General features: G+C 39.9%; 25 protein-coding genes. 17 read left to right on the top strand and 8 right to left on the bottom strand.

All coding sequences use genetic code 11. The features are described 5' to 3' along the window. The first annotated feature begins 10 nt into the window (after positions 1–10). Positions 11–601 carry a LysE family translocator gene (locus ACXM0J_RS15870; protein WP_063097923.1) on the top strand — a complete coding sequence of 197 codons (591 nt, stop codon included), beginning with the start codon at positions 11–13 and terminating at the stop codon, positions 599–601. Positions 602–608: 7 nt separating this feature from the next. Here ACXM0J_RS15870 and ACXM0J_RS15865 read toward each other — a convergent pair whose 3' ends face one another. Beyond that, the gene (locus tag ACXM0J_RS15865; RefSeq protein WP_063097924.1) at positions 609–1,250 is read right to left on the bottom strand and encodes a DedA family protein; all 642 of its coding nucleotides are present in this window, start codon (positions 1,248–1,250) and stop codon (positions 609–611) included. Between the two features lie 194 nt (positions 1,251–1,444). On the opposite strand from ACXM0J_RS15865, the gene ACXM0J_RS15860 reads away from it, so the two are divergent. After that, the gene (locus ACXM0J_RS15860; RefSeq protein WP_199964136.1) at positions 1,445–1,882 is read left to right on the top strand and encodes a DoxX family protein; all 438 of its coding nucleotides are present in this window, start codon (positions 1,445–1,447) and stop codon (positions 1,880–1,882) included. A 65-nt stretch (positions 1,883–1,947) separates the two neighbouring features. On the opposite strand, the gene ACXM0J_RS15855 is transcribed toward ACXM0J_RS15860, so the two are convergent. After that, positions 1,948–3,165, bottom strand: coding sequence for a DUF445 domain-containing protein (locus tag ACXM0J_RS15855; RefSeq protein ID WP_014208114.1), 1,218 nt, complete (start codon positions 3,163–3,165; stop codon positions 1,948–1,950). 385 nt (positions 3,166–3,550) lie between these two features. On the opposite strand from ACXM0J_RS15855, the gene guaA reads away from it, so the two are divergent. The 6 genes from guaA (at position 3,551) to ACXM0J_RS15825 (ending at position 8,482) form a co-directional block, all read left to right on the top strand. Continuing rightward, entirely contained in the window at positions 3,551–5,119 is a 1,569-nt protein-coding gene (gene guaA / locus ACXM0J_RS15850) for a glutamine-hydrolyzing GMP synthase (RefSeq protein ID WP_002114136.1), read from the top strand. A 190-nt stretch (positions 5,120–5,309) separates the two neighbouring features. Further along, a complete protein-coding gene (locus ACXM0J_RS15845) occupies positions 5,310–5,825 on the top strand; it encodes a PadR family transcriptional regulator (protein WP_086266227.1) in 516 nt (171 codons plus the stop codon). A 60-nt stretch (positions 5,826–5,885) separates the two neighbouring features. After that, positions 5,886–6,191: a DUF3861 domain-containing protein gene (locus ACXM0J_RS15840; RefSeq protein WP_086266226.1), complete on the top strand. Its 306-nt coding sequence runs from the start codon at positions 5,886–5,888 to the stop codon at positions 6,189–6,191. 158 nt (positions 6,192–6,349) lie between these two features. Continuing rightward, on the top strand, positions 6,350–7,297 hold the full coding sequence (locus ACXM0J_RS15835) for a pirin family protein (RefSeq protein ID WP_086266225.1): 948 nt from the start codon (positions 6,350–6,352) through the stop codon (positions 7,295–7,297). Then, complete coding sequence (locus tag ACXM0J_RS15830; RefSeq protein WP_046813010.1) at positions 7,294–7,701, top strand: OsmC family protein; 408 nt, start codon at positions 7,294–7,296, stop codon at positions 7,699–7,701. The genes ACXM0J_RS15835 and ACXM0J_RS15830 overlap by 4 nt, the downstream gene beginning before the upstream one ends. A gap of 112 nt (positions 7,702–7,813) precedes the next feature. Continuing rightward, complete coding sequence (locus ACXM0J_RS15825; protein WP_025466580.1) at positions 7,814–8,482, top strand: glutathione S-transferase; 669 nt, start codon at positions 7,814–7,816, stop codon at positions 8,480–8,482. A 41-nt stretch (positions 8,483–8,523) separates the two neighbouring features. Here the strand turns inward: ACXM0J_RS15825 and ACXM0J_RS15820 are convergent, their stop codons facing one another. Both ACXM0J_RS15820 and argS read right to left on the bottom strand, forming a co-directional pair. Further along, the gene (locus ACXM0J_RS15820) at positions 8,524–9,138 is read right to left on the bottom strand and encodes an SPOR domain-containing protein (protein WP_005804763.1); all 615 of its coding nucleotides are present in this window, start codon (positions 9,136–9,138) and stop codon (positions 8,524–8,526) included. Between the two features lie 158 nt (positions 9,139–9,296). Further along, positions 9,297–11,087, bottom strand: a complete 1,791-nt coding sequence (argS, locus tag ACXM0J_RS15815) for an arginine--tRNA ligase (RefSeq protein WP_086266224.1) — start codon at positions 11,085–11,087, stop codon at positions 9,297–9,299. Between the two features lie 494 nt (positions 11,088–11,581). Here argS and ACXM0J_RS15810 point away from each other — a divergent pair, with 494 nt between their 5' ends. Then, positions 11,582–13,279 (top strand): NAD-dependent malic enzyme, encoded by a 1,698-nt coding sequence (locus ACXM0J_RS15810; protein ID WP_002114135.1) that lies wholly within the window; start codon positions 11,582–11,584, stop codon positions 13,277–13,279. 44 nt (positions 13,280–13,323) lie between these two features. Here the strand turns inward: ACXM0J_RS15810 and ACXM0J_RS15805 are convergent, their stop codons facing one another. Further along, positions 13,324–14,244, bottom strand: coding sequence for a Dyp-type peroxidase (locus tag ACXM0J_RS15805; RefSeq protein WP_057086146.1), 921 nt, complete (start codon positions 14,242–14,244; stop codon positions 13,324–13,326). Between the two features lie 158 nt (positions 14,245–14,402). Here ACXM0J_RS15805 and ACXM0J_RS15800 point away from each other — a divergent pair, with 158 nt between their 5' ends. Then, positions 14,403–15,029 carry a LysE family transporter gene (locus ACXM0J_RS15800; protein ID WP_005071994.1) on the top strand — a complete coding sequence of 209 codons (627 nt, stop codon included), beginning with the start codon at positions 14,403–14,405 and terminating at the stop codon, positions 15,027–15,029. Between the two features lies 1 nt (position 15,030). Here ACXM0J_RS15800 and znuB read toward each other — a convergent pair whose 3' ends face one another. The 3 genes from znuB to ACXM0J_RS15785 are packed head-to-tail and all read right to left on the bottom strand — an operon-like array spanning position 15,031 to position 17,102. After that, positions 15,031–15,840 (bottom strand): zinc ABC transporter permease subunit ZnuB, encoded by an 810-nt coding sequence (gene znuB / locus ACXM0J_RS15795; RefSeq protein ID WP_005804758.1) that lies wholly within the window; start codon positions 15,838–15,840, stop codon positions 15,031–15,033. 3 nt (positions 15,841–15,843) lie between these two features. Then, positions 15,844–16,632, bottom strand: a complete 789-nt coding sequence (gene znuC / locus ACXM0J_RS15790; protein ID WP_057086147.1) for a zinc ABC transporter ATP-binding protein ZnuC — start codon at positions 16,630–16,632, stop codon at positions 15,844–15,846. Beyond that, positions 16,605–17,102: a transcriptional repressor gene (locus ACXM0J_RS15785; RefSeq protein ID WP_002114130.1), complete on the bottom strand. Its 498-nt coding sequence runs from the start codon at positions 17,100–17,102 to the stop codon at positions 16,605–16,607. Before ACXM0J_RS15785 ends, znuC begins: the two co-directional genes overlap by 28 nt. 127 nt (positions 17,103–17,229) lie before the next feature. On the opposite strand from ACXM0J_RS15785, the gene ACXM0J_RS15780 reads away from it, so the two are divergent. The 7 genes from ACXM0J_RS15780 to atpA all read left to right on the top strand — a co-directional run bounded on the left by ACXM0J_RS15780 (position 17,230) and on the right by atpA (position 22,597). Then, positions 17,230–18,069 (top strand): metal ABC transporter solute-binding protein, Zn/Mn family, encoded by an 840-nt coding sequence (locus ACXM0J_RS15780; RefSeq protein ID WP_199964137.1) that lies wholly within the window; start codon positions 17,230–17,232, stop codon positions 18,067–18,069. 170 nt (positions 18,070–18,239) lie between these two features. Then, positions 18,240–18,638 carry an ATP synthase subunit I gene (locus ACXM0J_RS15775; protein ID WP_002114124.1) on the top strand — a complete coding sequence of 133 codons (399 nt, stop codon included), beginning with the start codon at positions 18,240–18,242 and terminating at the stop codon, positions 18,636–18,638. A 104-nt stretch (positions 18,639–18,742) separates the two neighbouring features. Beyond that, a complete protein-coding gene (gene atpB, locus ACXM0J_RS15770) occupies positions 18,743–19,618 on the top strand; it encodes a F0F1 ATP synthase subunit A (protein WP_002114072.1) in 876 nt (291 codons plus the stop codon). Positions 19,619–19,702: 84 nt separating this feature from the next. Next, positions 19,703–19,948: a F0F1 ATP synthase subunit C gene (atpE, locus tag ACXM0J_RS15765; protein WP_000424060.1), complete on the top strand. Its 246-nt coding sequence runs from the start codon at positions 19,703–19,705 to the stop codon at positions 19,946–19,948. Between the two features lie 38 nt (positions 19,949–19,986). Next, on the top strand, positions 19,987–20,457 hold the full coding sequence (locus ACXM0J_RS15760; RefSeq protein ID WP_001024691.1) for a F0F1 ATP synthase subunit B: 471 nt from the start codon (positions 19,987–19,989) through the stop codon (positions 20,455–20,457). 12 nt (positions 20,458–20,469) lie between these two features. Next, positions 20,470–21,006, top strand: a complete 537-nt coding sequence (locus ACXM0J_RS15755; protein WP_086266222.1) for a F0F1 ATP synthase subunit delta — start codon at positions 20,470–20,472, stop codon at positions 21,004–21,006. 46 nt (positions 21,007–21,052) lie between these two features. Then, entirely contained in the window at positions 21,053–22,597 is a 1,545-nt protein-coding gene (gene atpA / locus ACXM0J_RS15750; protein WP_002114049.1) for a F0F1 ATP synthase subunit alpha, read from the top strand. Positions 22,598–22,643: the final 46 nt, after the last annotated feature.

Raw genomic sequence — 22,643 nt, 5'->3', positions numbered from 1 at the left:
TGGAAACTTTATGATTGAGAGTTGGTTTTTTGTATTAGCAATGTTGGCTGTTTTGCTCATTCCGGGGCCGACAAATGCTTTACTTGCAACCGCAGCTCATTCTCAAGGTTTATCTAAAGCTTTTTGGCTTATTCCAATGGAATGGTTAGGCTATGCTTATGGCATTAGCTTCTGGGCTGTATTTATTCATTTGGCAGCTCCAGTTTGGCCTGCGCTATTGCTCATTTTGCATATTACAAGTGTGGCATATGTGTTCTGGATGGCATTCCGATTATGGAAAACTACCCATTTACAACAATTTAGTCAAACTCACCGTAATATTCGCCCACGTCAATTATTCTTCTCAACCTTAAAAAATCCGAAATCCTTACTTTTTGCCGCAGGTATTTTTCCAGCCGAAACATGGAATTCGCCTGAAAATTGTCTAATTGTATTTGGTATTTTTACATTGACGCTCATTCCAGCTGCAAGTTTCTGGATGTTTTTTGGGCGTGCATTATTGACGGGCCCAGTACAGAAAATAAAAGCCGATCATTTATATAAAGGATCGGCTATGTTGCTTATTTTATGTATGCTTCCAGTGGTATTCCGCTTCTTTTAAACCAATCTCAAATCTTGGCTTTTCGGTTTTTTAGTTTTTCACGAATAAAGCCGATGATACCCGGTAAAACGCTAATAATAATGATGCCAAAAATAAGATGAGTGAAGTTATCTTTAACGATTGGCATATTTCCAAATAGATAGCCCAACGCTACAAAAGAAGCGACCCAACAAAATGCGCCAATCACATTATAAGTTAAGAAAAACTTATAGTTCATGCTGCCAGCGCCAGCAACAAAAGGGGCAAAGGTGCGGGCAAATGGAATGAAACGGGCAAAAATAATTGTTTTTCCACCATGGCGAGCAAAGAATTCTTGAGTTTTAATTAAATGCTGCTTATTAATGAATCGGGAATTCATTTCAAACACACGTGGACCGATAAAACGTCCAATATGGTAGTTCACTGTGTCACCTAAAACGGCAGCAATGAAGAGTAGAGCCCCCAATAACCATGGATCCATCGCACCTGTAGATGCTGCTAAAGCACCAGCTGCAAATAGTAAACTATCTCCGGGTAAAAACGGCATAACCACTAAACCGGTTTCGACAAAGATAATTAAAAATAAAATGCCATAAATCCACGTCCCGTAGTTTGTAATAAACTCGGCGAGATGCTGATCAACGTGTAGAATAAAATCAATAAGTTCCATGAGATGATTAAGTGGTAAACCGTGCTCAAATCCTAGCAGTGAGCCTATAGAAAGTCAGTATAAAACATCAAAAATATACAAATTGATCATCCTGTTTGTGCAACGATATATATGGATTTTGAGTATTTAATTATCAATGTCCCAAACCTAGAATGAGCTCATCAATAAATAAGCATTTAAATAAAGGTGGCAAAATGTTTAATCCAAATGTAGTGGTCAAAAATATCGTAACGCAATCAGGCGCGGACAGTTTTATTAGCCTTGTTGCTCGTCTTCTTATCGCCTATATCTTCCTTGTTGCAGGTTGGGGGAAAATTACTGGTTATGCAGCAACTGCTGGATATATGGAATCAATGGGGGTTCCGGGTGGAATTCTTCCATTAGTTATCTTGGTTGAGTTTGGTGGTGGTTTAGCTTTATTGTTTGGTTTCCAAGCACGCTTTGCAGCTTTTGGTCTTGGTATCTTTAGTATTTTAACTGCATTCTTGTTCCACCAAGGTGGGGCTGATGCAGCTACACAATACAATAATGGCATCCATTTTATGAAAAACTTAGCAATGGCAGGTGGTTTATTCTTCTTGATGCTTCATGGTGCTGGCCGTATTAGTTTAGATCATGCAATTGAAAAATAAGATTTAAGACAAAATAAACCCGGATGAGCAATTCATCCGGTTTTTTACTTCTTTATTTTAAAAAATTAAAGCATAAATTGGATTTGCAACTCCCCAACCACGAATCCAAGAACTGCGCCGACTGCAATCAAGGCCCACTCATCTTCTTTAAATGCAGGACGTAACATCCCTTCAAATTCAGAAGGTGTTAATTTTTGCATACGTTCAATGAGTGTACTACGAATATTCATTGCATCTTCTGCATAAGACTCTACATATTTCATCGTCTCTGGAAGCTGTTGCATAATACGTTCAGCAACTTGTGATTTCATATTCTGATATTTTTCTCCGCCAATTGCATATACAACTAACGGACGAATAACCCCAGCTTGCATATCAATTTCTTGTTTGACATGGCGGTTAACCAGATCAATAACACGCGCTGAATGTGTACCCGAAAATAACTCTTCCATCATGTGACGTGAAGTTAAAAGCTGTTTAGAAATTAAAGCTGCATAGTCAGCTGCAACTTCATTTTGACGTTTAATGAACAGACCTTGCCATGTGTAACCCAATATCTTTTTAGGATAAAGTGGTCTAAACATCATTTGTAGTGCAATCCAGTCACTGAAGAAACCCACAAAACCACCAAACAAAGGTAGCATCCAAGGATATTTTCCTTGAGTGACAATCCAGCACAGCATCTGAATCACACCGATACCGAAACCAAATACAAAACCTACATTACTGAAAAATTTAAATTCTTGTTTCCCTACACGTTTAAAAATATTGTTGAGTAAACGTTTATCTTTAAGCAAGTTGCTGATAACAAGATGTTTAATATCAAAGTATCGATTCACATCACGCTGTACTTCGCTCATGATGTGTTCAACGATTTCGGGTGCTTTGGATTGCACACGACGGATGAGTCTTTGGCGAGCAAATTCTGGCATGCCTTCCCATAAACCGGGCTGATACTCTTGAGCAACGTCACGGGTAATATCTTCAGCCGCTGCAAGTAGAGGTTTTTCTATTTCTTTGGCAATACGTTTAGGATCTAGGCGTGCAAAAATTTCTTCAGGTTTAATCAGCTTTGCTGTCATGAGCTCAACAGCAATGGTTGCCATTTTCTCGGCTTTGCGAGGCACAATGCCTTGCCAACCCAAAAATGGTTTAATACCTTTAAATTCAAGTGGTGAAAACATCATCTGGATGGCAACCACCTTGGTGATATAGCCAATTAAACCACTCATAAAAGGAATAGAGACATACAACCAAAAATGTTGCTGGAAATCTGCAATCATAGTTTGAAGCATTGTTGTTCCTTAGATTTCTATTGATTTTGATAGGGGGCAACAAGCCATAAAAATGGATAATTGTTTAAGCACAGACAAATATCGCTTATGGTATTTACCTTTCCATGGTAATGCCTGTTTTATCGGGTCATCTTAACATCAAATCCAAGACGATGTTGGATAGAATGTGATGAATTTATCAATACACATGGAGTTTTTAAGCGTAACCCATACAGTTGATAAATATAAGTAAATTTTGATTTATATCAAACAATTCAATTATAGAAATGATTCTGATATGAAAAAAATAAGATATATGATGATTTGCGGTGCGTCGAAGCGCGAAAAATGTTAAAATGGCGCGCTTAATTCTTTTGCCATTTAGTGGTTTGTCATGACTACCAATACTCAAATTACTGAAGATCGTATCCTGATTTTGGATTTCGGCTCTCAATATAGTCAGCTCATTGCACGTCGTGTGCGTGAAGCTGGTGTTTACTCTGAAATGTATGCTTTTGATATGTCTGAAGAAGACATTCGCGCTTTTAAGCCAAATGGCATTATTTTGTCAGGTGGACCTGAGAGTGTGCATGAAGAAGGCAGCCCTCGTGCACCACAAGTGGTGTTTGAGTTAGGCGTTCCAGTATTGGGTATTTGCTATGGCTTGCAAACTATGTCTGAACAGTTAGGCGGTAAAGTTGAGCCTGGTACTGTGCATGAGTTTGGTTATGCCGAAGTTGATATTGTTAAACGCGACCAACTGATTGGCAACTTACAAGACCGTGAAAACCAACTTCATGTTTGGATGAGTCATGGCGATAAAGTTAGCCAAATTCCAGAAGGCTTTACGATTACTGCAAGCACACCAAGTTGTCCAGTTGCTGCTGTAAGTGATGAAGCACGTCGTTTCTATGGCGTGCAATTCCACCCAGAAGTAACACACACGGCAAAAGGTGAAGAGTTACTTGCGAACTTCGTTCATAAAATTTGTGGATGCGGTGGTCTTTGGACACCTGAACACATCATTGATTTACGTGTAGAACAATTACGTGAACAAATCGGTAATGAAAAAGTTCTTTTAGGCCTTTCTGGTGGTGTTGACTCATCTGTCGTTGCTGCTCTTTTACATAAAGCAATTGGCGACCAGTTAACATGTGTATTTGTTGATAATGGTTTACTTCGCTTAAACGAAGGCGATCAAGTGATGCAAATGTTTGCTGAAAACATGGGTATCCGTGTTATTCGTGCAGATGCTGAACAACGTTTCTTAACTGCATTGGCTGGTGAAGTTGATCCAGAGAAAAAACGTAAAATCATTGGCCGTGAGTTTATTGAAGTATTTGCTGAAGAAGCACGTAAACTTGATGGTGTGAAATTCTTGGCACAAGGTACGATTTACCCAGACGTAATCGAATCTGCTGCAAGCAAACAAGGTAAAGCACATGTAATTAAATCACACCATAACGTGGGTGGTTTACCAGAAGATTTAGCATTTGAATTGGTAGAACCTTTACGCGACTTGTTCAAAGACGAAGTTCGTAAATTAGGTACTACACTTGGCTTGCCACATAGCATGATTTACCGTCATCCATTCCCGGGCCCTGGTTTAGGTGTTCGTATTTTGGGTGAAGTGAAAAAAGAATATGCAGATATTCTTCGTCTTGCTGATGACATCTTCATGCAAGAGCTTCGCGACAGCGGTTGGTATGATAAAACTGCTCAAGCATTTGCTGTGTTCCAACCAGTTAAGTCAGTTGGCGTAGTAGGTGACGGTCGTCGTTATGCATGGGTAATTGCGCTTCGTGCAGTTGAAACGGTTGACTTTATGACAGCTCGTTTTGCACATTTACCATACGAATTGGTTGATAAAATCTCAACGCGTATTATGAATGAAATTAAAGATGTATCACGTGTTGTATATGACGTGTCATCTAAACCACCAGCAACAATTGAGTGGGAATAATTTTCTGCTGTTTATTGTTAAAGAAAAGGACGCATTAGCGTCCTTTTTTATTACTTAGCTTTTAAAGCTCAAAATTAATTTTGATAACTATCAAAGCAATAGATCAACTCTTATTACTTTTACTTGATAAAAGATATATTAAGATATATCTTAATGCATATAAATTAAACAGATTCGAGAATTTTTAAAGATGAAACAACAATCAGAACATCATCATATTGAACACAATGAACATCACCGCTTGGGGCGCCGTGGCAGACTTTTTGAAGCTGGACGTATGAAACTTTTAGTACTTCATCTCATTCAGAAAAGCCCAAAGCATGGCTATGAAATCATTAAAGAAATAAGTGATTTGGTAGGCGATGGCTATACGCCAAGTGCAGGAACAATTTATCCGACGTTAACTAGCCTTGAAGAAATGAATTTAATTAATTTGCTAGACGTAGAACGTAAGCAATATCAAATCACGGAATTTGGGAAAGCTTACTTAACTGAACAACAAGACAAATTGAACGAGCTATTAGAAAAACTACGCTTAAGACGAGAAATCCACAGTAATGATGAATTAATCGAAATTCATCGTGCAATGGAAAACCTAAAAACAGCCTTACGTTTGAAGTTGAACTCTGCTGGTTTTCAACAAGAGCAGATTTTTCAAATTGCCGAAAAAATTGACCAAGCTGCGGTTGCGATTGGGCGCCTATAAGTCGACCTTAAGCAAATTGAAATTATTCAAAGTTATTAATTTTTAAGAGAGAATTTTTATATGAAACAACATCAATATCATGTCACGGTTCAACACTTAAAAAATGCGAAAGGAGAGGCCTCTACCTATACTGAACGTCTTGAATTCTATACGGGAAATCATGACGATATTTTTGAAATTGTTGAGCGCTTAAAAAAAGCAGATTTTTTTGATGATGAAACAACAAAATCTTTTGGTGTTGGCTTGAAGTTATTTAGTGAAGTCATGTTAGAAAATCGAGACCATCCACTATTTCAAGAGTTTCTCCCACAATTCGGACAATTCATGAAAAACCTAAAACAGCTCGTTAAAACTCAATCAACTTAAGCTGCTCAGTGCAGCTTTTATTTTTCTATAATTAAAAAATGGATTGTCTCATTCATAGCACCCTGTGTATTACTAAAAGACTATATTGAATAATGAATGTATTGTTAAGATCAATATAACAACTCATTGCAAAAGCATAGGTAAAAGAGAGTAATATCATGAGCAATAATAATGATTACGATATTTCTGATTCAAAGGATTGCGAGAAATTTGCCAATCAGTTTATTCAGGAGTTTCCAATTCGCTCTGCTGAAATTGGACAGGGGACAGTCATTAAGCGGGCTTTACCTAGCCGACAAAAACGAATGATTGGTGCGTGGTGTTTCTTAGATCATGCCGGCCCAGTGACCTTCCCTGCGGGTGATGGTTTAGATGTTGGTCCTCATCCTCACATTGGTTTGCAAACCTTCACGTGGATGATTGAAGGCACCATGATGCATACCGATAGCTTAGGCTCAAAACAACTAATTCGTCCTAAGCAAGTTAATTTGATGACAGCGGGACACGGAATTTCGCATACAGAAGTTGCACCTGATACAGAAACTCAAATGCATGCTGCTCAGCTCTGGATTGCTTTACCAGATGATAAGCGCAACATGGATCCGAAATTTGAACATTATCCTGAACTGCCTGTGGTTGAGAAAGACGGTCTAGAATTTACCGTGCTTGTGGGTGAATATTTGGCAACTACTTCTCCAGTCTCGGTACATACGCCATTAGTGGGTGTTGACTTAATTGCTACTGAAGATACTAAAACCCGCATTCCATTAAATCCTGAGTTTGAATATGGTTTTATGGCATTAGATGGTGTTGCCCATGTGAATGGCCATGAGTTAACGGCTGACAACATGGTGGTATTAGATACGGGTCTTAGTGAGATCGAAATTGAAGTAAAGAAAGGGAACCGTGTGCTGTTAGTTGGTGGTGAACCGTTTGAAACTCCAATTTTACTGTGGTGGAATTTTGTTGCACGTACAATGGATGATTTAAAAGAAGCCCGTGAGCAATGGATTAACCATGATGCACGTTTTGGTGAGATTCCAGATTATGTTGGTGCACGTTTAGAAGCCCCTGTTCTTCCAGATCAAATGAGAGCATCAAAATGACAGCAGTAATCGCAAGCAGTAAAGCAAAGCCCCTTACTGAACAATGGAAGGGCGAAATTACCAGTGGTCGCCACCAATATTTTTGTGATGAGCCAGAGAAGTTAGAAGGGCAAGATCAAGGCCCAGCACCATATGATTTGCTTACTGGAAGTTTAGCAGCGTGTACGCTCATTACTTTAAGAATGTATGCAAAGCATAAGGGTTATGATTTTGGTGAGTTTTCGGTTGAAATTGATTTTCATACCAATAGAGAGCATGAAGAACACATAGAACGTCGTATTGTTTTTAAAGACTTGCCAAACGAAGAGCTTCAACAAAAAATCTTAGCAGTATGCGGTAAAACCCCAGTCACTAAAACTTTGTTACGTAGTTTAGACATTCATACTGTGCTTGTTACAGCCTAAAAATGCTATTTTGTTGAGGTGGATGATTTTATATCCATCCCACAAATGGAATAAAGCAGCATGTTCACATGCTGTTTTTTATTTAAAAAGAAAAATAAAAGCAGGCAATAATATGATTAGTGTACACCACCTGGAATGTTCGCGTTCATTTCGAATTTTATGGGCTTTAGAAGAGTTAGGCTTGGATTATGATATTCACTACTATCAACGCTTACCTAATTACTCTGCTCCAGAAACATTGAAATGTATTCATCCATTAGGTAAAGCTCCAATTTTGACTGATGATGAGCAAGTCATCGCAGAATCTGCTGTGATTTTAGAATATCTGCAGCAGCATTATGATCAAAAGCAACAATTTAAACCTACACAACCTCAAGATTTACAGCAATATATTTACTGGATGCACTATGCTGAAGGTTCGCTTATGCCACTACTGGTCATGACTTTGGTCATGAATAATGTAAATAAGCATGTGCCATGGTTAATTCAGCCAGTAGCAAAAAAAATCACAGAAGGGGTGAAAGCAAATTTTGTTCGCCCGCGTATGAAAGATCATATTAGTTTTTTAGAAAACTATTTGGCAGAGCATGAATATTTTGCAGGTGACTTTTCCTTTGCTGATATTCAAATGAGTTTCCCTTTAGAGGCTTTGCAAACGCGTTTGCAAGGTAAGTATCCTCATATTCAGGCTTTTTTACATCGTATTCGGCGAAGGGTAGCGTTTCAAAAAGCGAAAAAAAAGGGAATTGGTTCCAATGAAAGGAATTGTGCTGATATTTAAAAGAAAAGGAACAAATATTTGTTCCTTTTTTTATTTTCACTTTACTTGCGTTTGATCACAATAGAATCAATACCGCTGTGTTGTAAGGTTTGCTGCGCAGCCAAAGCAGCGTCTTGAGTGTCATATGGTCCGGAAATAACACGATACCATGTTTGTCCGTTTTCAGTACTTTTGACTACATCAGCAGATAAGCCATTTAAAATGATTTCTGCACGGCGGGCATCAGCCTGATCAGGATCGTTATAACTACGAACTTGTAAAATATAGGTAGGTTGCTGAGGAGTTGTAGCTGACTGATTCGGGTCAATTCCTACACTTTCAGAGGCAGCTGGTTGAGTGGTACTTGGTGCCTCAACGATCATAGCAGTGCCTTGATTTTTGCTTTCAGGGATCGCTTGTTCAGGAATAGGGGTAACCTGTTGTTGAGGCAAGAGGTCGTAGAAGCGATAATCTTTATTAGTATCTTCTTCTTGATAATGTTCAGAAGTAATCTGATTTTTCGCAGGAACAGGTTGCCAAGGTTTCCAAAGCATAAGCATTACAGCGATACATAAGACCGCCAAAATAGCGACAAGTGTCCCTAACCATTTGGGAATTAGGGGCTTTTTAGGCTTGTTAGGTCTTTCAGATACACCGCGTTGCGTTTTGCCAAACACGTGGATTATTCCTCTGTATTTTGATTGTTTTTTAATTCGAGTTTGATTCTCGTCTTACGATGCTAAAAACAGTGGTCTGTATTCGCTATCTTAATTATACAAACCACCGCTTACTATATATTGCATGACCTTTGTTTTGCTGTCATGCAATATATTTATTACATAGATTCTGGTGCAGATACACCAAGTAATTCTAAACCATTACGAAGCACTTGTTGTACATTGATTGAAAGCAATAAACGGGCTTGTGTAAGCTCTGCATCATCGCTTAATACTTTATGTTCATTGTACCAACCATGGAACAGGGCAGCTAACTCTTTTAAGTAGTTACCAACCTGATGAGGTTCATATGCATTTGCAGCACGTAATACCGCGTCTGGGTATGCTGCCAGTTTAGCAAGAATCTCAGTTTCTGCATCAAGAGACAAGCGAGCTGCATGTGGACGAGCAGCGTTTACATCGAATTGTAAATCTGTGCTTGCTGCTTTTTCTAACATACGACAAATACGTGCGTGTGCATATTGAATATAGTACACAGCATTGTCTTTACTTTGTGAAACAGCAAGGTCAAGGTCAAAGTCGATGTGTTGTTCGCTCTTGCGCATTACGTAGTAGAAACGAGCTGCGTCATTGCCCACTTCTTTACGCAAGTCACGTAAAGTTACGAACTGGCCAGAACGAGAAGACATTTGAACCATCTCGCCACCACGCCATAAACTTACGAACTGAACTAAAAGAACAGTCAATTTCTTAGAGTCGTAACCCATTGCATCAATCGCCGCTTTTACGCGAGAAATATAGCCATGGTGGTCAGAGCCCCAAATATCGATTAAGTCCGTATAACCACGTTGTAGTTTATTTAAGTGGTATGCAATGTCAGATGCAAAGTAAGTCGTTTGGCCGTTACGACGCTTAACAACACGGTCTTTTTCATCACCAAATTCAGTTGACTTGAACCAGATGTTGCCATCTTTTTCATAAAGGAAGCCACGTTGATCTAACGTTTCTAAAGCTTCATCAATTTTTGCACTAAGTGATGCTTCACTGAACCATTGATTGAACGTTACACCAAAATCAGCAAGGTCATCTTTAATATCATCTAAAATGGCGTGAAGGGCAGCTTGATGAAATACGCGGTAGCCTTCACCCAATAATTGTTGTGAGTTGGCAATAAGGCCATCAATATGCTTTTCTTTATCACCAGATAACACAACTTTGTTGCCTTCGCTATCTAGCTCTTCAGCATATTGTACATCTTCTGGTACATCTTTATAAACATTCGCAACTTCACGAACGTAAGCATCACCATCTTTATCAATGATGCCTTGTGCGATTTCTTTAACGTAATCGCCTTGATAAGCATTTTTAGGGAATACAAGGTTTTGTCCAAGTAGTTCCAAATAACGTAAATAAGTAGAAGTCGCCAAAATATCCATTTGACGGCCAGCATCATTCACGTAGTACTCGCGGTCAACTTTAGCACCCGTGGCTTCAAGTAAATTAGCAACAGTCATACCGTATGCCGCACCACGTCCATGACCTACGTGTAGGCTAGACGTTGGGTTTGCAGAAACAAATTCGACTTGAATCTTTTTCGCTGCATTTGCTTGGCTACGACCAAAAATTTCTTTTTGTGCTTGAATTTGATCAAGAATAGCAAAACGCTGGTCTGCATTTAAAAAGAAGTTAATAAATCCGGGTCCTGCGATTTCAGCTTTACTGATATCTGCCACTTCTGGTAATGCAGCTAGAACTTTCTCAGCTAAATCGCGTGGTTTCATACCAGCAGCTTTCGAGCCGATCATAGCAATATTAGAAGCAAAGTCGCCATGGCTTCGGTCTTTGGTGCGTGTTAAGTTGCTTGTGTTTTTCCAGTCGGAAGGAAGCACCCCTTCTTGTTGAAGAGTTTGCACTGCATGGTCGAGAGCTGCTTGTATTGCCGTATTCATATCAATCGAAAATAGATGTCGCAGAAAAACGTCAAATATAGCAAATTTCCGATGACTTAGGGGAGGGGATTTAATATTCCAATAATTCTTTATGCAAATTACTGATGATTATTTTTTAAATGAATGTTGGTTGATGAATCCCCTTATTATTCTGAAAATAAAGAATTACAAGCCTTTTGGGCAGTTTTTGTGAGTAAATTATGTGTTTAATTTAATGCTATTTTCTGAGGAAATACCTATTGCCGCTAAATCATATAATTATTGCTTTTAAAATTGAGAAAATAAAAGAAATTTTTAAAATTATAAAAACATTAATGCGCTGATTTTTATCATTTATTTTTAAACATGTTTTAACTAAATAGTGTTCAATTTTAACATCACGGTTTAAAATATCTATTTTGATCGAATTAGGCTTAAGCTTATACGCACAAAGAGTTTTAGAGACCATACAAAACGTGTTTTTCTCTACTCTAAGCTGGAAAATGAGATAGGCAATGATATCAGGACACCCAAGTAAACATCCCCTTTATATCCCATATGCAGGTTTTACACTTTTAGAGTTACCACTTTTAAATAAAGGTTCGGCTTTCACTGAAGAAGAAAGAAGTAACTTTAACTTACACGGTTTACTCCCCCATATTATTGAAACTATTGAAGAGCAGAGCCAGCGCTCTTATCAGCAATATTGCGCTTTTACTGATGATATCAATCGACATATCTATTTGCGTAATATCCAAGATACCAACGAAACCTTGTTCTATCATTTAATCGAAAATCATCTTGAAGAAATGATGCCGATTATTTATACCCCAACAGTGGGTGAAGCATGTCAGCGTTTCTCAGATATCTACCGTCGTCATCGTGGTGTTTTTATTTCATATCCAGATCGAGATGTAATTGATGATATTTTGCAAAACGTAAATAAAAATAATGTAAAAGTGATCGTGATTACTGATGGTGAGCGTATCTTAGGTCTTGGCGACCAAGGCATTGGTGGTATGGGTATTCCTATTGGGAAACTTTCACTTTACACCGCTTGTGGTGGAATTAGCCCAGCCTATACATTACCAATCACAATTGATGTGGGGACGAATAATCCACAATTACTAAATGATCCGATCTATATGGGTTGGCGTCAGCCACGTATTAGTGGTGATGAATATTATGCATTTGTCGATATGGTGATTGAAGCTGTAAAGCGTCGTTGGCCAAAAGCATTAATTCAGTTTGAAGATTTCGCACAAAAAAATGCGATGCCACTTCTAGAAAAATATCGCGATAAAATTTGTTGTTTTAACGATGATATTCAAGGAACAGCAGCGGTATCTGTAGGTAGTTTGATTGCTGCTAGTCGTGCAGCAGGCAAGCAATTAAAAGATCAAACAATTGCTTTCTTAGGTGCGGGCTCTGCGGGATGTGGTATTGCAGAGCAAATTGTTGCACAAATGGTTGCTGAAGGTCTGACTGATTCTGAAGCCCGTGCACGCGTTTATATGGTGGATCGTTTTGGTTTGATTACCGAAAATCAGCCAAACTTATTGGACTTCCAACGCAAATTGGCGCAAAAAGCTGAAGTGGTTGATCAATGGGGCAATATTGAAGAAGTGATTTCACTCCTTGATGTTGTTAAAAATGCTAAGCCTACAGTGTTAATTGGTGTTTCTGGTCAACCAGGTCTCTTCACAGAAGAGATTATTAAGACCATGGCAGCGAATTGTGAACGCCCAATAGTCATGCCATTGTCTAACCCAACTTCACGTGTTGAAGCAGTACCGGCTGATATTGTGGAATGGACTGAAGGTAGAGCATTAATTGCAACAGGTAGCCCGTTTGCTCCTGTGAATCATCACGGCAAGCTTTATAATATTTCTCAGTGTAATAACTCGTACATTTTCCCGGGCATTGGCTTAGGGGTGGTGGCATCGGGTGCTAAACGCGTTACTGAAAATATGTTAATGGCTTCAAGTAGTGCTTTAGCGAATTGCTCGCCATTACTGAAAGATCCGCAAGCTGATTTATTGCCACCTTTAGGTGAAATTCAGCAAGTCTCTAAAGTGATTGCATTTGAAGTTGCCAAAGCTGCAATGGCCGATGGCGTGGCAGTAACGATTAGTGATGATTTGCTACAGCAAAAAATTGATCAATCATTCTGGAAACCTGAATACCGCAAATATAAGCGTATTCCTTTCTAAGGTTGAGAACGTAAAAAGAGGAGCTTAAGCTCCTCTTTTTTATTTTAGTCTTCTAAAACTTCTTCTAGCAATTCTTCACTAGGTGCGAAGTAATATGCACCGTCTAATGGTGTCACGAAATGCAATAAGCGATCATGGATACCGTCTCCACTTGTACCAAACATACGTTTTAACATGGCATCAATAATATTTAGGTCCTTGGTGTACGCAATGAAAAATAAACCCTGATCACCTCTGCCGTCGCCATAAGGCAGACTATGACGCAAGATTTCCATTTCTTCGCCTTCATCATCTTCGACAACAGTACGTGCGACATGAGCATTTTCTGGTTTAACGTCATCATCTAGTTCAATTGACTCAAGCTTAGTACGACCCATGACATTTTCTTGAGCATCAACTTTTAGTTTTTTCCATTTTTCTAAGTCATGTGCATAACGTTGCGCGAAAATGAAACTGCCATCAGCAAAAACTCCCGCGCTTTCTGGCAATAGAGCTGTTTCTGCACGGTCATCTGGAAATTGAGGGTTTTCTGTACCGTCTATAAAGCCTGTAATATCTCGGCCATCAAAATAGCGGAAGCAAACACGCTCATCAAGAACTTCAACTTTATCTTTAATACCTTCAAAAAATGCTTGGCTTAATGCAAAACAAATATCAGAACGCATACTAGCAATATGGATGAGGACATCAGCTGGTACGACTGGCATATTGAATGCGCCGTTTTCTGGTTCAAGTTGTTTAAAGCCAGCAGGAGATTGACTGTAAAGTTGTTTCCAAAGTTCTGGACCAAAAGCGACTGCTGTTTTAATTTGCGCGTCTGAATGCTGAGTAATGAGACGGTCGCGTGTTTCAAACAACGCTTCAAGTTGTTCTTTTAATTCATCAATTGATAAGTCTTTTAAACGAAGAACAATAAAACGAGCATGATCTGATGGCAACGGCAAAATGACAGATTGAGCAGTCATTGGAAGGTATCTCCTCAATTATAATTTAGTATGAGCTTTAATTATTGTGCCTGATGCGAAGAGCGGTTAGTAGTCTATTTCTTGATTTTATTGTTTGAATTCTCATCAATATAGTTTTATAAAACAGTATAATTCCACTTTTATTGTCTATTTTTACTATGTCTTTGCAAGTTTGGTTTGCCTATATGTTGGCCTGTTGGGTCATTAGTGTTTCTCCGGGTGCGGGAGCTATTGCCTCAATGTCGAGTGGCCTAAATTATGGCTTTAGACATGGTTACTGGAATGCAATTGGTTTACAAGTTGCCTTGGTGCTTCAAATTATGGTGGTGGCAGCAGGTGTCGGGGTCTTATTTGCAACGACTCCTTTAGCTTTTCAGGCCGTTAAGTGGTTTGGCGTAGCCTATTTATTATATTTAGCCTATTTGCAGTGGACAGCACCTGTAAAAGATATAGAAATTCAACAAGAAAAAAGAGATAAATCTGCTTTAGCTCTGCTATTAAATGGTTTTGTAGTCAATATTAGTAATCCTAAAGCGATCGTATTTTTATTGGCAGTTTTGCCGCAGTTTTTAGATTTGAGTAAGCCTCAATGGATACAATATCTAATTATGGCAGCCACTATGATTACGATCGATTTGATTGTAATGGCTGGATATACGGGGCTGGCATCCAAGGTTTTAAGATTACTTCGATCCCCTAGACAGCAAAAATATTTAAATCGGGGCTTTGCTGTAATGTTTAGCTGTGCGGCTTTATTATTGAGCACTGTTCATCAGGCGTCCTAAGTTAAGCCGCCTGTGTTTGATTTTTTACTTTTTGAGTTATAAAAATAACAGCAAAACTTAATGCCATACATAAAACAATACTAAGACCTGTAGAGATATTGAGTGCTGCACTTGACCATAAACCGACACTAACACCGAGCTGGGCTAACACGAATGCCCAAATAACCATTTGCTTTGGTGAGTTTGCTAGTAGGCGAGCGCTTAAGGCTGGTATTACGAGTAATGCACCCATTAGCAAAGAACCTACAGCACGCAAAGCTAAAACTGTAAATAAAGCTAATAACAGCATAAAAATAAGTCGTTGCCAGTTTGCATTCACCCCTTCACTAATTGCGATATCTGGATCAATTGCAAACTGTATTTGTGGCTGCCAAAACCGATAAAGAATTACGAGCGATATCGCAATAATTAAAGTGAAAACAGGAAGATCTGGCCAATCAATACTCAATAAGTCACCAAACAAATAACTTAAAAGCTCGGGTCTTAAACTTGGAACATGTTGAATAAATAGTAAACCGCTACAGAGTAATGTTGCTGAACATAAGGCTAGCAGAGCATCATTGGGTAAACGGTTGTCATGTAAAGCCCATAAAACGCCTACCAGTAAAACCGCTGTACCTGCAACTCCAAGCCATAATGGAAGACTTAAAGCTCCCGCAATAGCTACCCCAAGTAGTGTTCCGTGCGCCATTGTGTCAGCAAAAAAAGACATGCGTCTCCAAAGCATCAGACACCCCAGTGGTGCAGTCAAAAATACCAGCAGAGTTCCCATAATCCATGCGGGTAACAATAATTGTAACCATTCCATCATGGCTTAAGCTTCCGGTTCTGGGTGAATGTGAGGACGGTCATTATGAGGGCAGGGGTGTGCAGCATCACCGTGAGCACAATGGTCATGATGATGTTGGTAGAAAACCCTTTGAGTTCCAAATATTGCCTGATATTCAGGGTGTTGCTGAATATTCTCGGGTAGCCCACTACAGCAAATATGTTTATTTAAACACACTACGCGGTGTGTTCCTTGCATAACCCATTGTAAGTCATGAGAGACAATTAAGATCGCACAACCATATCGTTCTGGCAGACTACGAACATAATCATAAAGTTCCGCTTCTGACTGAATATCTAGACCTTGCATGGGTTCATCAAGAACTAAAATATCTGGCTGACGAAGCAGTGCACGAGCCAATAGTACTCTTTGGCGTTCTCCACCTGAAAGTTGTTGTACTTTTGATTGTTGTAACTTTGAAATACCTGTGTCTTGAATAATTTCGTGACGCAGGGCAGAGCTGCATTTCTCTAAATCAAGAAGGTCCTGAACACGTAAAGGGAGACTGTGTGAAGGATTAAACTTTTGTGGCACATAAGCCATTTTAAGTTTTTTATGATTGATAACACGCCCACTACTCGGCTGGAGAATACCGAGTAGAACCTTTATCAGTGTTGATTTGCCAGCGCCATTGGGGCCAATTAAAGACACAATTTCATTTTCATGTAAGGCAAAATCAACTTTTTTTAATATATCCCGATCATCACGATGAACAGAAACCTGCTCAAGCTGAATTAATACAGGATTTAAGGAGTTGTGCGGCACTGTTGGCATTTCCCCGAAATTTCAATAATGCTGTGTTGAGCCACGAAGTCATCTGAAGCTGCAAGCTGGTCAAGTTGGTGTGTGAGGCCTTGAGAGGAAGCTTCTTTAACCATATGGCATTCGGTACAAATCAGGAATGCTGCTTGATGGCCTTCACGCGGGTGGCAGCAAGGAATATACGCATTAATAGAAGTTAGGCGGTGAATGAGGCCTTTTTCTAATAAGAAATCTAAAGTTCTATATACAGTCGGAGGTGCAGCAGGGCGATCAGTTTGACTTTTTATACGCGCCAATAAATCATAGGCACCCATTGGACCTGATGCATTTAAAATGAGTTCCAGAACTTCTTTGCGCAGAGGTGTAAGACGTGCGCCAGTGGCAGAACATAAACTTTCTGCTTCAGCTAAACGACTTGCGACATTATGGTGATCATGCACACCATGCAAAGAATCATGATGTTCATGCGAGCAGGAACTCATAGGGGTAACCTCGAATTTTTAACGGAATATTAGCATGAAGCGATGCTTCATTCGATTAATCTTAGGTATTTTTGTAACTTTGTTATATTATAACATGCTTCGAGCTAATTTAAATTGATGGTCTGTCATGTTCCGTTTTTTTGTTTTCAGTATGTTCTCACTTTTGAGTACGTTAGGGTGGAGTCAGGGTTTGGTGGTTTCTACACACCCGATTTATCTGATTGCAAAAGAAGTTACTCAAGGAGTTGAAGAACCACAACTCTTATTAAAGGGACAAACTGGGCATGACGTACAATTAACCCCAGCACACCGTAAAGCAATTAATGACGCGTCTTTGGTGATTTGGTTGGGTAAAGCGCATGAAGCGCCTTTAAATAAGTTATTAGGTAATAATAAGAAGGCAATTGCTCTATTGGATACTGGTATCGTTTCTGTTTTGCCCCAGCGTAGTACACGTGGTGTAGCTTTACCTAATACAGTAGATACACATGTATGGTTAGAACCTAACAATGCGGTTCGAATTGGTTTCTTTATTGCGGCTTTGCGCTCTCAGCAACATCCTGAAAATAAGGCAAAGTACTGGAATAATGCCAATGTGTTTGCTCGTAAAATGTTGCAGGCAGCACAAGCTTACGATAGTTCAAGTAATGGCAAACCGTATTGGGCATATCATGATGCCTATCAATATTTAGAGCGTTCACTAAACTTAAAATTCGCTGGTGCTTTAACAGATGACCCTCATGTTGCACCAACAGCAGCTCAAATTAAGTATCTTAATGATAGTCGACCAAAAAATCAGATGTGTTTGTTGGCAGAGAGTTTTACCACTAAGGGTCAATACCAAAAATTAGGTAACATTACTTTTCAGCCAGTAGACGAGAGCATGAATAATGAGGATGATTTCGTCACTGCATGGAAGAAACTGGCTATAAAAACAGATAAATGTGTATTAAGTACGCAAAAGTAAGATAAAAAGTAAACAAAGGTTGACTGTAGCGTCAGCACCACCTGTCATGAAAAACCCCGACTAAAGTCGGGAAAAGATTGCATGTTCAGGGGTGTAACTCTATAATGCCTGCGATTAAAAGCGATCATCAGCTAAACTTGTCAAGCATTTATGCTGTGAGTGGATAAATAATGAGCCAAACTAGTCGCTTGATTGACCGACGATTAGCAAAAGCTTTGGTCTTCTTACAAGCATGTATGATCCCTGTTTCCGCACTTGTGGCGTGGAGCATAAAAGACATGACAGCAGCATTAAGTGCGGCACTTGGTGCGTTGGTCTGCTGGCTTGCGACGAGTTATTTTTCGTGGCAATCCTTCAGAACAGCAGGTGCACGAGCATCAAAACAAGTGCTGTCTAACATGTATAGGGGCATGTTAGGCAAATTTGCAATCATGATCGTTGGATTTATTTTGATTTTGAGCAATGTTAAACCTTTATCACCGTTAGCATTGCTGTTTGGTTTTATTCTCGTTCAGGCAATGTCGTGGGTTGCTCCATTTTGGGTGTCACGTCTACAAAAACGGGTGTAGAAACAAGAAGAATTGAAGATTTTTTGGAGGGTGGCGAGATATCGACAGTACGCCGATGTTCGTTTCCCTTCTTTTTAGTAATTGACATTGACCAGGTGTGATTTATGGCTGCTGAAGAACATGCCCTCACTTCGACAGAGTATATCAAGCATCACTTGACCAATATGACCTATGGCAAAATGCCAGACGGTACATGGAAATTGGCTGAGACTGCTGAAGAAGCTCATTCGATGGGGTTCACTGCAATTCACTTGGATTCAATGGGTTGGTCAATTGGCCTTGGTGTGATTTTCTGTTTGATGTTCTGGATCGTTGCGAAAGCTGCAAATGCAGGTGTTCCAACTAAATTCCAGTCAGCAATCGAAATGATCATTGAGTTTGTTGACTCAAGTGTCCGTGATACTTTTCATGGCAAATCACGTTTAATCGCTCCGCTTGCACTCACTATTTTCGTGTGGATTTTCCTCATGAACTTAATGGACTTGATTCCAGTTGACTGGATTCCTCAAGTTGCAGCGTTTGTAGGTGCAAACGTATTTGGTATGGACCCTCACCACGTTTACTTCAAGATCGTTCCATCTACAGATCCAAACATTACTTTAGGTATGTCTTTATCTGTATTTGTACTTATCTTGTTCTACAGCATCCGCGAAAAGGGTGTTGGTGGTTTCGTTGGCGAGTTGGCACTTAACCCATTTAACCCAAGTAATCCAGTTGCAAAAGCGTTGCTTATTCCAGTGAACTTGATTTTGGAATTGGTAACATTCCTTGCTCGTCCGATTTCATTAGCTCTCCGACTATTCGGTAACATGTATGCCGGCGAGTTGATCTTTATCCTGATTGCTTTATTGCCGTTCTGGATTCAATGGGCGTTGTCTGTGCCTTGGGCGATCTTCCACATTCTTGTAATCACGTTGCAGGCATTCATCTTTATGATGCTTACCATCGTTTACTTGAGCATGGCAAGCGAAAAACATTAATGGTATTGCCTAACTATCAAATGATGGTTGGGCTGAATTTTTTTAATTTAATTTGGTAATAACCTAACCTCTGAGGAATTTTTCATGGAACTCACTTTAGGTCTAGTTGCAATTGCATCTGCTATCTTGATCGCTTTCGGTGCTTTGGGTACTGCGATTGGTTTTGGTCTTTTGGGTGGTCGCTTTTTAGAAGCTGTTGCTCGTCAACCAGAATTGGCTCCACAACTTCAAACTCGTATGTTCTTAATCGCGGGTCTTCTTGATGCTGTGCCTATGATCGGTGTTGGTATTGGCTTGTTCTTCATCTTCGCTAATCCATTTGTAGGTTAATCATCTTAATTCCTAAATCCACTATTTGAGGAATTGCAATGAATATCAACCTCACATTGATTGGTCAAGCGATTGCGTTTGCATTCTTTGTTGCATTCTGCATGAAGTTTGTTTGGCCACCACTAATCAATGCGATTAGTGAGCGTCAGCGTAAAATCGCTGATGGCTTAAATGCAGCAGAAAAAGCGAAAGCTGACCTTGCCGATGCACAAGCGCAAGTTAAGCAAGAACTTGATGCAGCTAAAGCACAAGCGGCTCAATTGATCGAACAAGCGAACCGTCGTGCAGCGCAATTGATCGAAGAAGCTCGTACTCAAGCTGCGGCTGAAGGTGAGCGTATTCGTCAACAGGCTAAAGAAGCTGTTGATCAAGAAATCAATTCTGCTCGCGAAGAATTACGTCAACAAGTAGCTGCTTTGGCAGTAACTGGTGCAGAAAAAATCCTGAACCAGCAAGTTGATGCAGAAGCTCATAACGCCATGCTGTCTCAGCTGGCTGCTAAACTTTAAGCGAGGCGAATTATGGCTGAACTCTTGACGTTGGCACGTCCGTATGCCAAAGCAGCATTTTCTTATGCTTCTGAGCAAGGTGCAACAGACAATTGGTCGAATGCGTTACAAGTGCTCAGTGCTGCGGTGCAAGACGAAGCATTTTCCGCTTATTTAAATCGCCCTGAACTTACTCCTGCGGAGCAAGTGAAGCTTTTTGCTAAAGTTTTAGGTGAAGATCAATCTCAAGCAGTGTCTAACTTTTTGACACTTCTTGCAGATAACGATCGTTTAATGCTGTTACCTGAAATTGAAGCAGAATATGAACAGCTTAAATCACAGAATAACAACAATGTGGATGTCGTGATTGAATCGGCTTTCCCGTTAACTGCTGAACAAGAGCAACTGTTGAAATCTGCTTTAGAAAAGCGTTTTAACAGTACAGTAACTGTTTCAGTTGAAGTTAAACCTGAGCTTATTGCAGGTGTTGTAATTCGTGCAGGCGATCAAGTGATAGATGATTCTGCGCTTAACAAGCTTGAAAAAATGCGTACTCGTCTTCTTGCATAATGCAAATGATGAAGACTGAACTAATAAAAGATTGAGGAATAGCGCAATGCAACAACTGAATCCATCCGAGATCAGTGCGCTCATTAAACAGCGTATCGGAGATCTGGACACCAGCGCGACCGCTAAAAACGAAGGTACCATTGTTATGGTATCCGACGGTATCGTGCGCATTCACGGTCTTGCTGATGCAATGTACGGTGAAATGATCGAATTCGACGGCGGCTTATTTGGTATGGCACTGAACCTAGAACAGGATTCAGTGGGTGCCGTTGTTTTAGGTAACTACCTAAGCCTTCAAGAAGGTCAAAAAGCTCGTTGTACAGGTCGTGTATTAGAAGTTCCAGTTGGTCCTGAACTTCTTGGCCGTGTTGTCGACGCTTTGGGTAACCCAATTGATGGTAAAGGCCCAATTGATGCGAAATTAACTGATGCTGTTGAAAAAGTAGCACCAGGCGTAATTTGGCGTCAATCTGTAGATGAGCCTGTTCAAACTGGTTATAAATCAGTTGATACAATGATTCCTGTTGGCCGTGGCCAACGTGAGTTGATCATCGGTGACCGTCAAACTGGTAAAACAGCGATGGCGATCGATGCGATTATCGCTCAGAAAAACTCTGGCATTAAATGTGTATACGTTGCGATTGGTCAAAAGCAATCAACAATTGCAAACGTTGTACGTAAGCTAGAAGAAACTGGCGCTATGGCGTATACAACTGTTGTCGCTGCTGCGGCTGCTGATCCTGCTGCTATGCAGTACTTAGCTCCGTACTCTGGCTGTACAATGGGTGAATACTTCCGTGACCGCGGTGAAGACGCTCTTATTATTTATGATGATTTGTCTAAGCAAGCTGTTGCTTACCGTCAAATTTCATTACTTTTACGTCGTCCACCAGGTCGTGAAGCGTATCCAGGTGACGTATTCTATCTTCACTCACGTCTTCTTGAACGTGCTTCTCGTGTATCTGCTGACTACGTTGAGAAATTCACTAATGGCGCAGTAACTGGTCAAACTGGTTCTTTAACTGCATTGCCAATTATTGAAACTCAAGCAGGTGACGTATCTGCATTCGTACCAACGAACGTAATTTCGATTACTGACGGTCAGATCTTCTTAGAAACATCATTATTCAACGCAGGTATTCGTCCTGCTGTGAACGCGGGTATCTCTGTATCTCGTGTTGGTGGTTCTGCTCAAACTAAGATCATCAAAAAATTGTCTGGTGGTATCCGTACCGCTTTAGCACAATACCGTGAATTGGCTGCGTTTGCTCAGTTCGCTTCTGACCTTGACGAAGCAACTCGTAAGCAACTTGAACATGGTCAACGTGTAACTGAGTTAATGAAGCAAAAACAATATGCTCCTTACTCAATTGCTGACCAAGCTGTTTCTGTTTATGCATCTAACGAAGGCTACATGGCTGACGTAGAAGTTAAGAAAATCGTAGACTTTGATGCTGCGTTAATTTCTTACTTCCGCTCAGAATATGCTCCGTTGATGAAACAAATCGATGAAACTGGTGATTACAACAAAGACATCGAAGCAGCAATCAAAGCAGGTATTGAAAGCTTTAAAGCGACTCAAACTTACTAAGTTTAGTTTTAGTTAAGTTTGGTTCACGGATCAACCTTCGGAAGCT

This window comes from Acinetobacter sp. GRABPA_MV_2, assembly GCF_056725885.1.
This window is presented reverse-complemented; position numbering and strand designations above follow the sequence as displayed.

Coding starts and splice junctions, on each gene's coding strand:
- ACXM0J_RS15870 (WP_063097923.1), top strand. CDS start 11: ATGATTGAGAGTTGGTTTTTTGTATTAGCAATGTTGGCTGTTTTGCTC.
- ACXM0J_RS15865 (WP_063097924.1), bottom strand. CDS start 1,250: ATGGAACTTATTGATTTTATTCTACACGTTGATCAGCATCTCGCCGAG.
- ACXM0J_RS15860 (WP_199964136.1), top strand. CDS start 1,445: ATGTTTAATCCAAATGTAGTGGTCAAAAATATCGTAACGCAATCAGGC.
- ACXM0J_RS15855 (WP_014208114.1), bottom strand. CDS start 3,165: ATGATTGCAGATTTCCAGCAACATTTTTGGTTGTATGTCTCTATTCCT.
- guaA (WP_002114136.1), top strand. CDS start 3,551: ATGACTACCAATACTCAAATTACTGAAGATCGTATCCTGATTTTGGAT.
- ACXM0J_RS15845 (WP_086266227.1), top strand. CDS start 5,310: ATGAAACAACAATCAGAACATCATCATATTGAACACAATGAACATCAC.
- ACXM0J_RS15840 (WP_086266226.1), top strand. CDS start 5,886: ATGAAACAACATCAATATCATGTCACGGTTCAACACTTAAAAAATGCG.
- ACXM0J_RS15835 (WP_086266225.1), top strand. CDS start 6,350: ATGAGCAATAATAATGATTACGATATTTCTGATTCAAAGGATTGCGAG.
- ACXM0J_RS15830 (WP_046813010.1), top strand. CDS start 7,294: ATGACAGCAGTAATCGCAAGCAGTAAAGCAAAGCCCCTTACTGAACAA.
- ACXM0J_RS15825 (WP_025466580.1), top strand. CDS start 7,814: ATGATTAGTGTACACCACCTGGAATGTTCGCGTTCATTTCGAATTTTA.
- argS (WP_086266224.1), bottom strand. CDS start 11,087: ATGAATACGGCAATACAAGCAGCTCTCGACCATGCAGTGCAAACTCTT.
- ACXM0J_RS15810 (WP_002114135.1), top strand. CDS start 11,582: ATGATATCAGGACACCCAAGTAAACATCCCCTTTATATCCCATATGCA.
- ACXM0J_RS15805 (WP_057086146.1), bottom strand. CDS start 14,244: ATGACTGCTCAATCTGTCATTTTGCCGTTGCCATCAGATCATGCTCGT.
- ACXM0J_RS15800 (WP_005071994.1), top strand. CDS start 14,403: ATGTCTTTGCAAGTTTGGTTTGCCTATATGTTGGCCTGTTGGGTCATT.
- znuB (WP_005804758.1), bottom strand. CDS start 15,840: ATGATGGAATGGTTACAATTATTGTTACCCGCATGGATTATGGGAACT.
- znuC (WP_057086147.1), bottom strand. CDS start 16,632: ATGCCAACAGTGCCGCACAACTCCTTAAATCCTGTATTAATTCAGCTT.
- ACXM0J_RS15785 (WP_002114130.1), bottom strand. CDS start 17,102: ATGAGTTCCTGCTCGCATGAACATCATGATTCTTTGCATGGTGTGCAT.
- ACXM0J_RS15780 (WP_199964137.1), top strand. CDS start 17,230: ATGTTCCGTTTTTTTGTTTTCAGTATGTTCTCACTTTTGAGTACGTTA.
- ACXM0J_RS15775 (WP_002114124.1), top strand. CDS start 18,240: ATGAGCCAAACTAGTCGCTTGATTGACCGACGATTAGCAAAAGCTTTG.
- atpB (WP_002114072.1), top strand. CDS start 18,743: ATGGCTGCTGAAGAACATGCCCTCACTTCGACAGAGTATATCAAGCAT.
- atpE (WP_000424060.1), top strand. CDS start 19,703: ATGGAACTCACTTTAGGTCTAGTTGCAATTGCATCTGCTATCTTGATC.
- ACXM0J_RS15760 (WP_001024691.1), top strand. CDS start 19,987: ATGAATATCAACCTCACATTGATTGGTCAAGCGATTGCGTTTGCATTC.
- ACXM0J_RS15755 (WP_086266222.1), top strand. CDS start 20,470: ATGGCTGAACTCTTGACGTTGGCACGTCCGTATGCCAAAGCAGCATTT.
- atpA (WP_002114049.1), top strand. CDS start 21,053: ATGCAACAACTGAATCCATCCGAGATCAGTGCGCTCATTAAACAGCGT.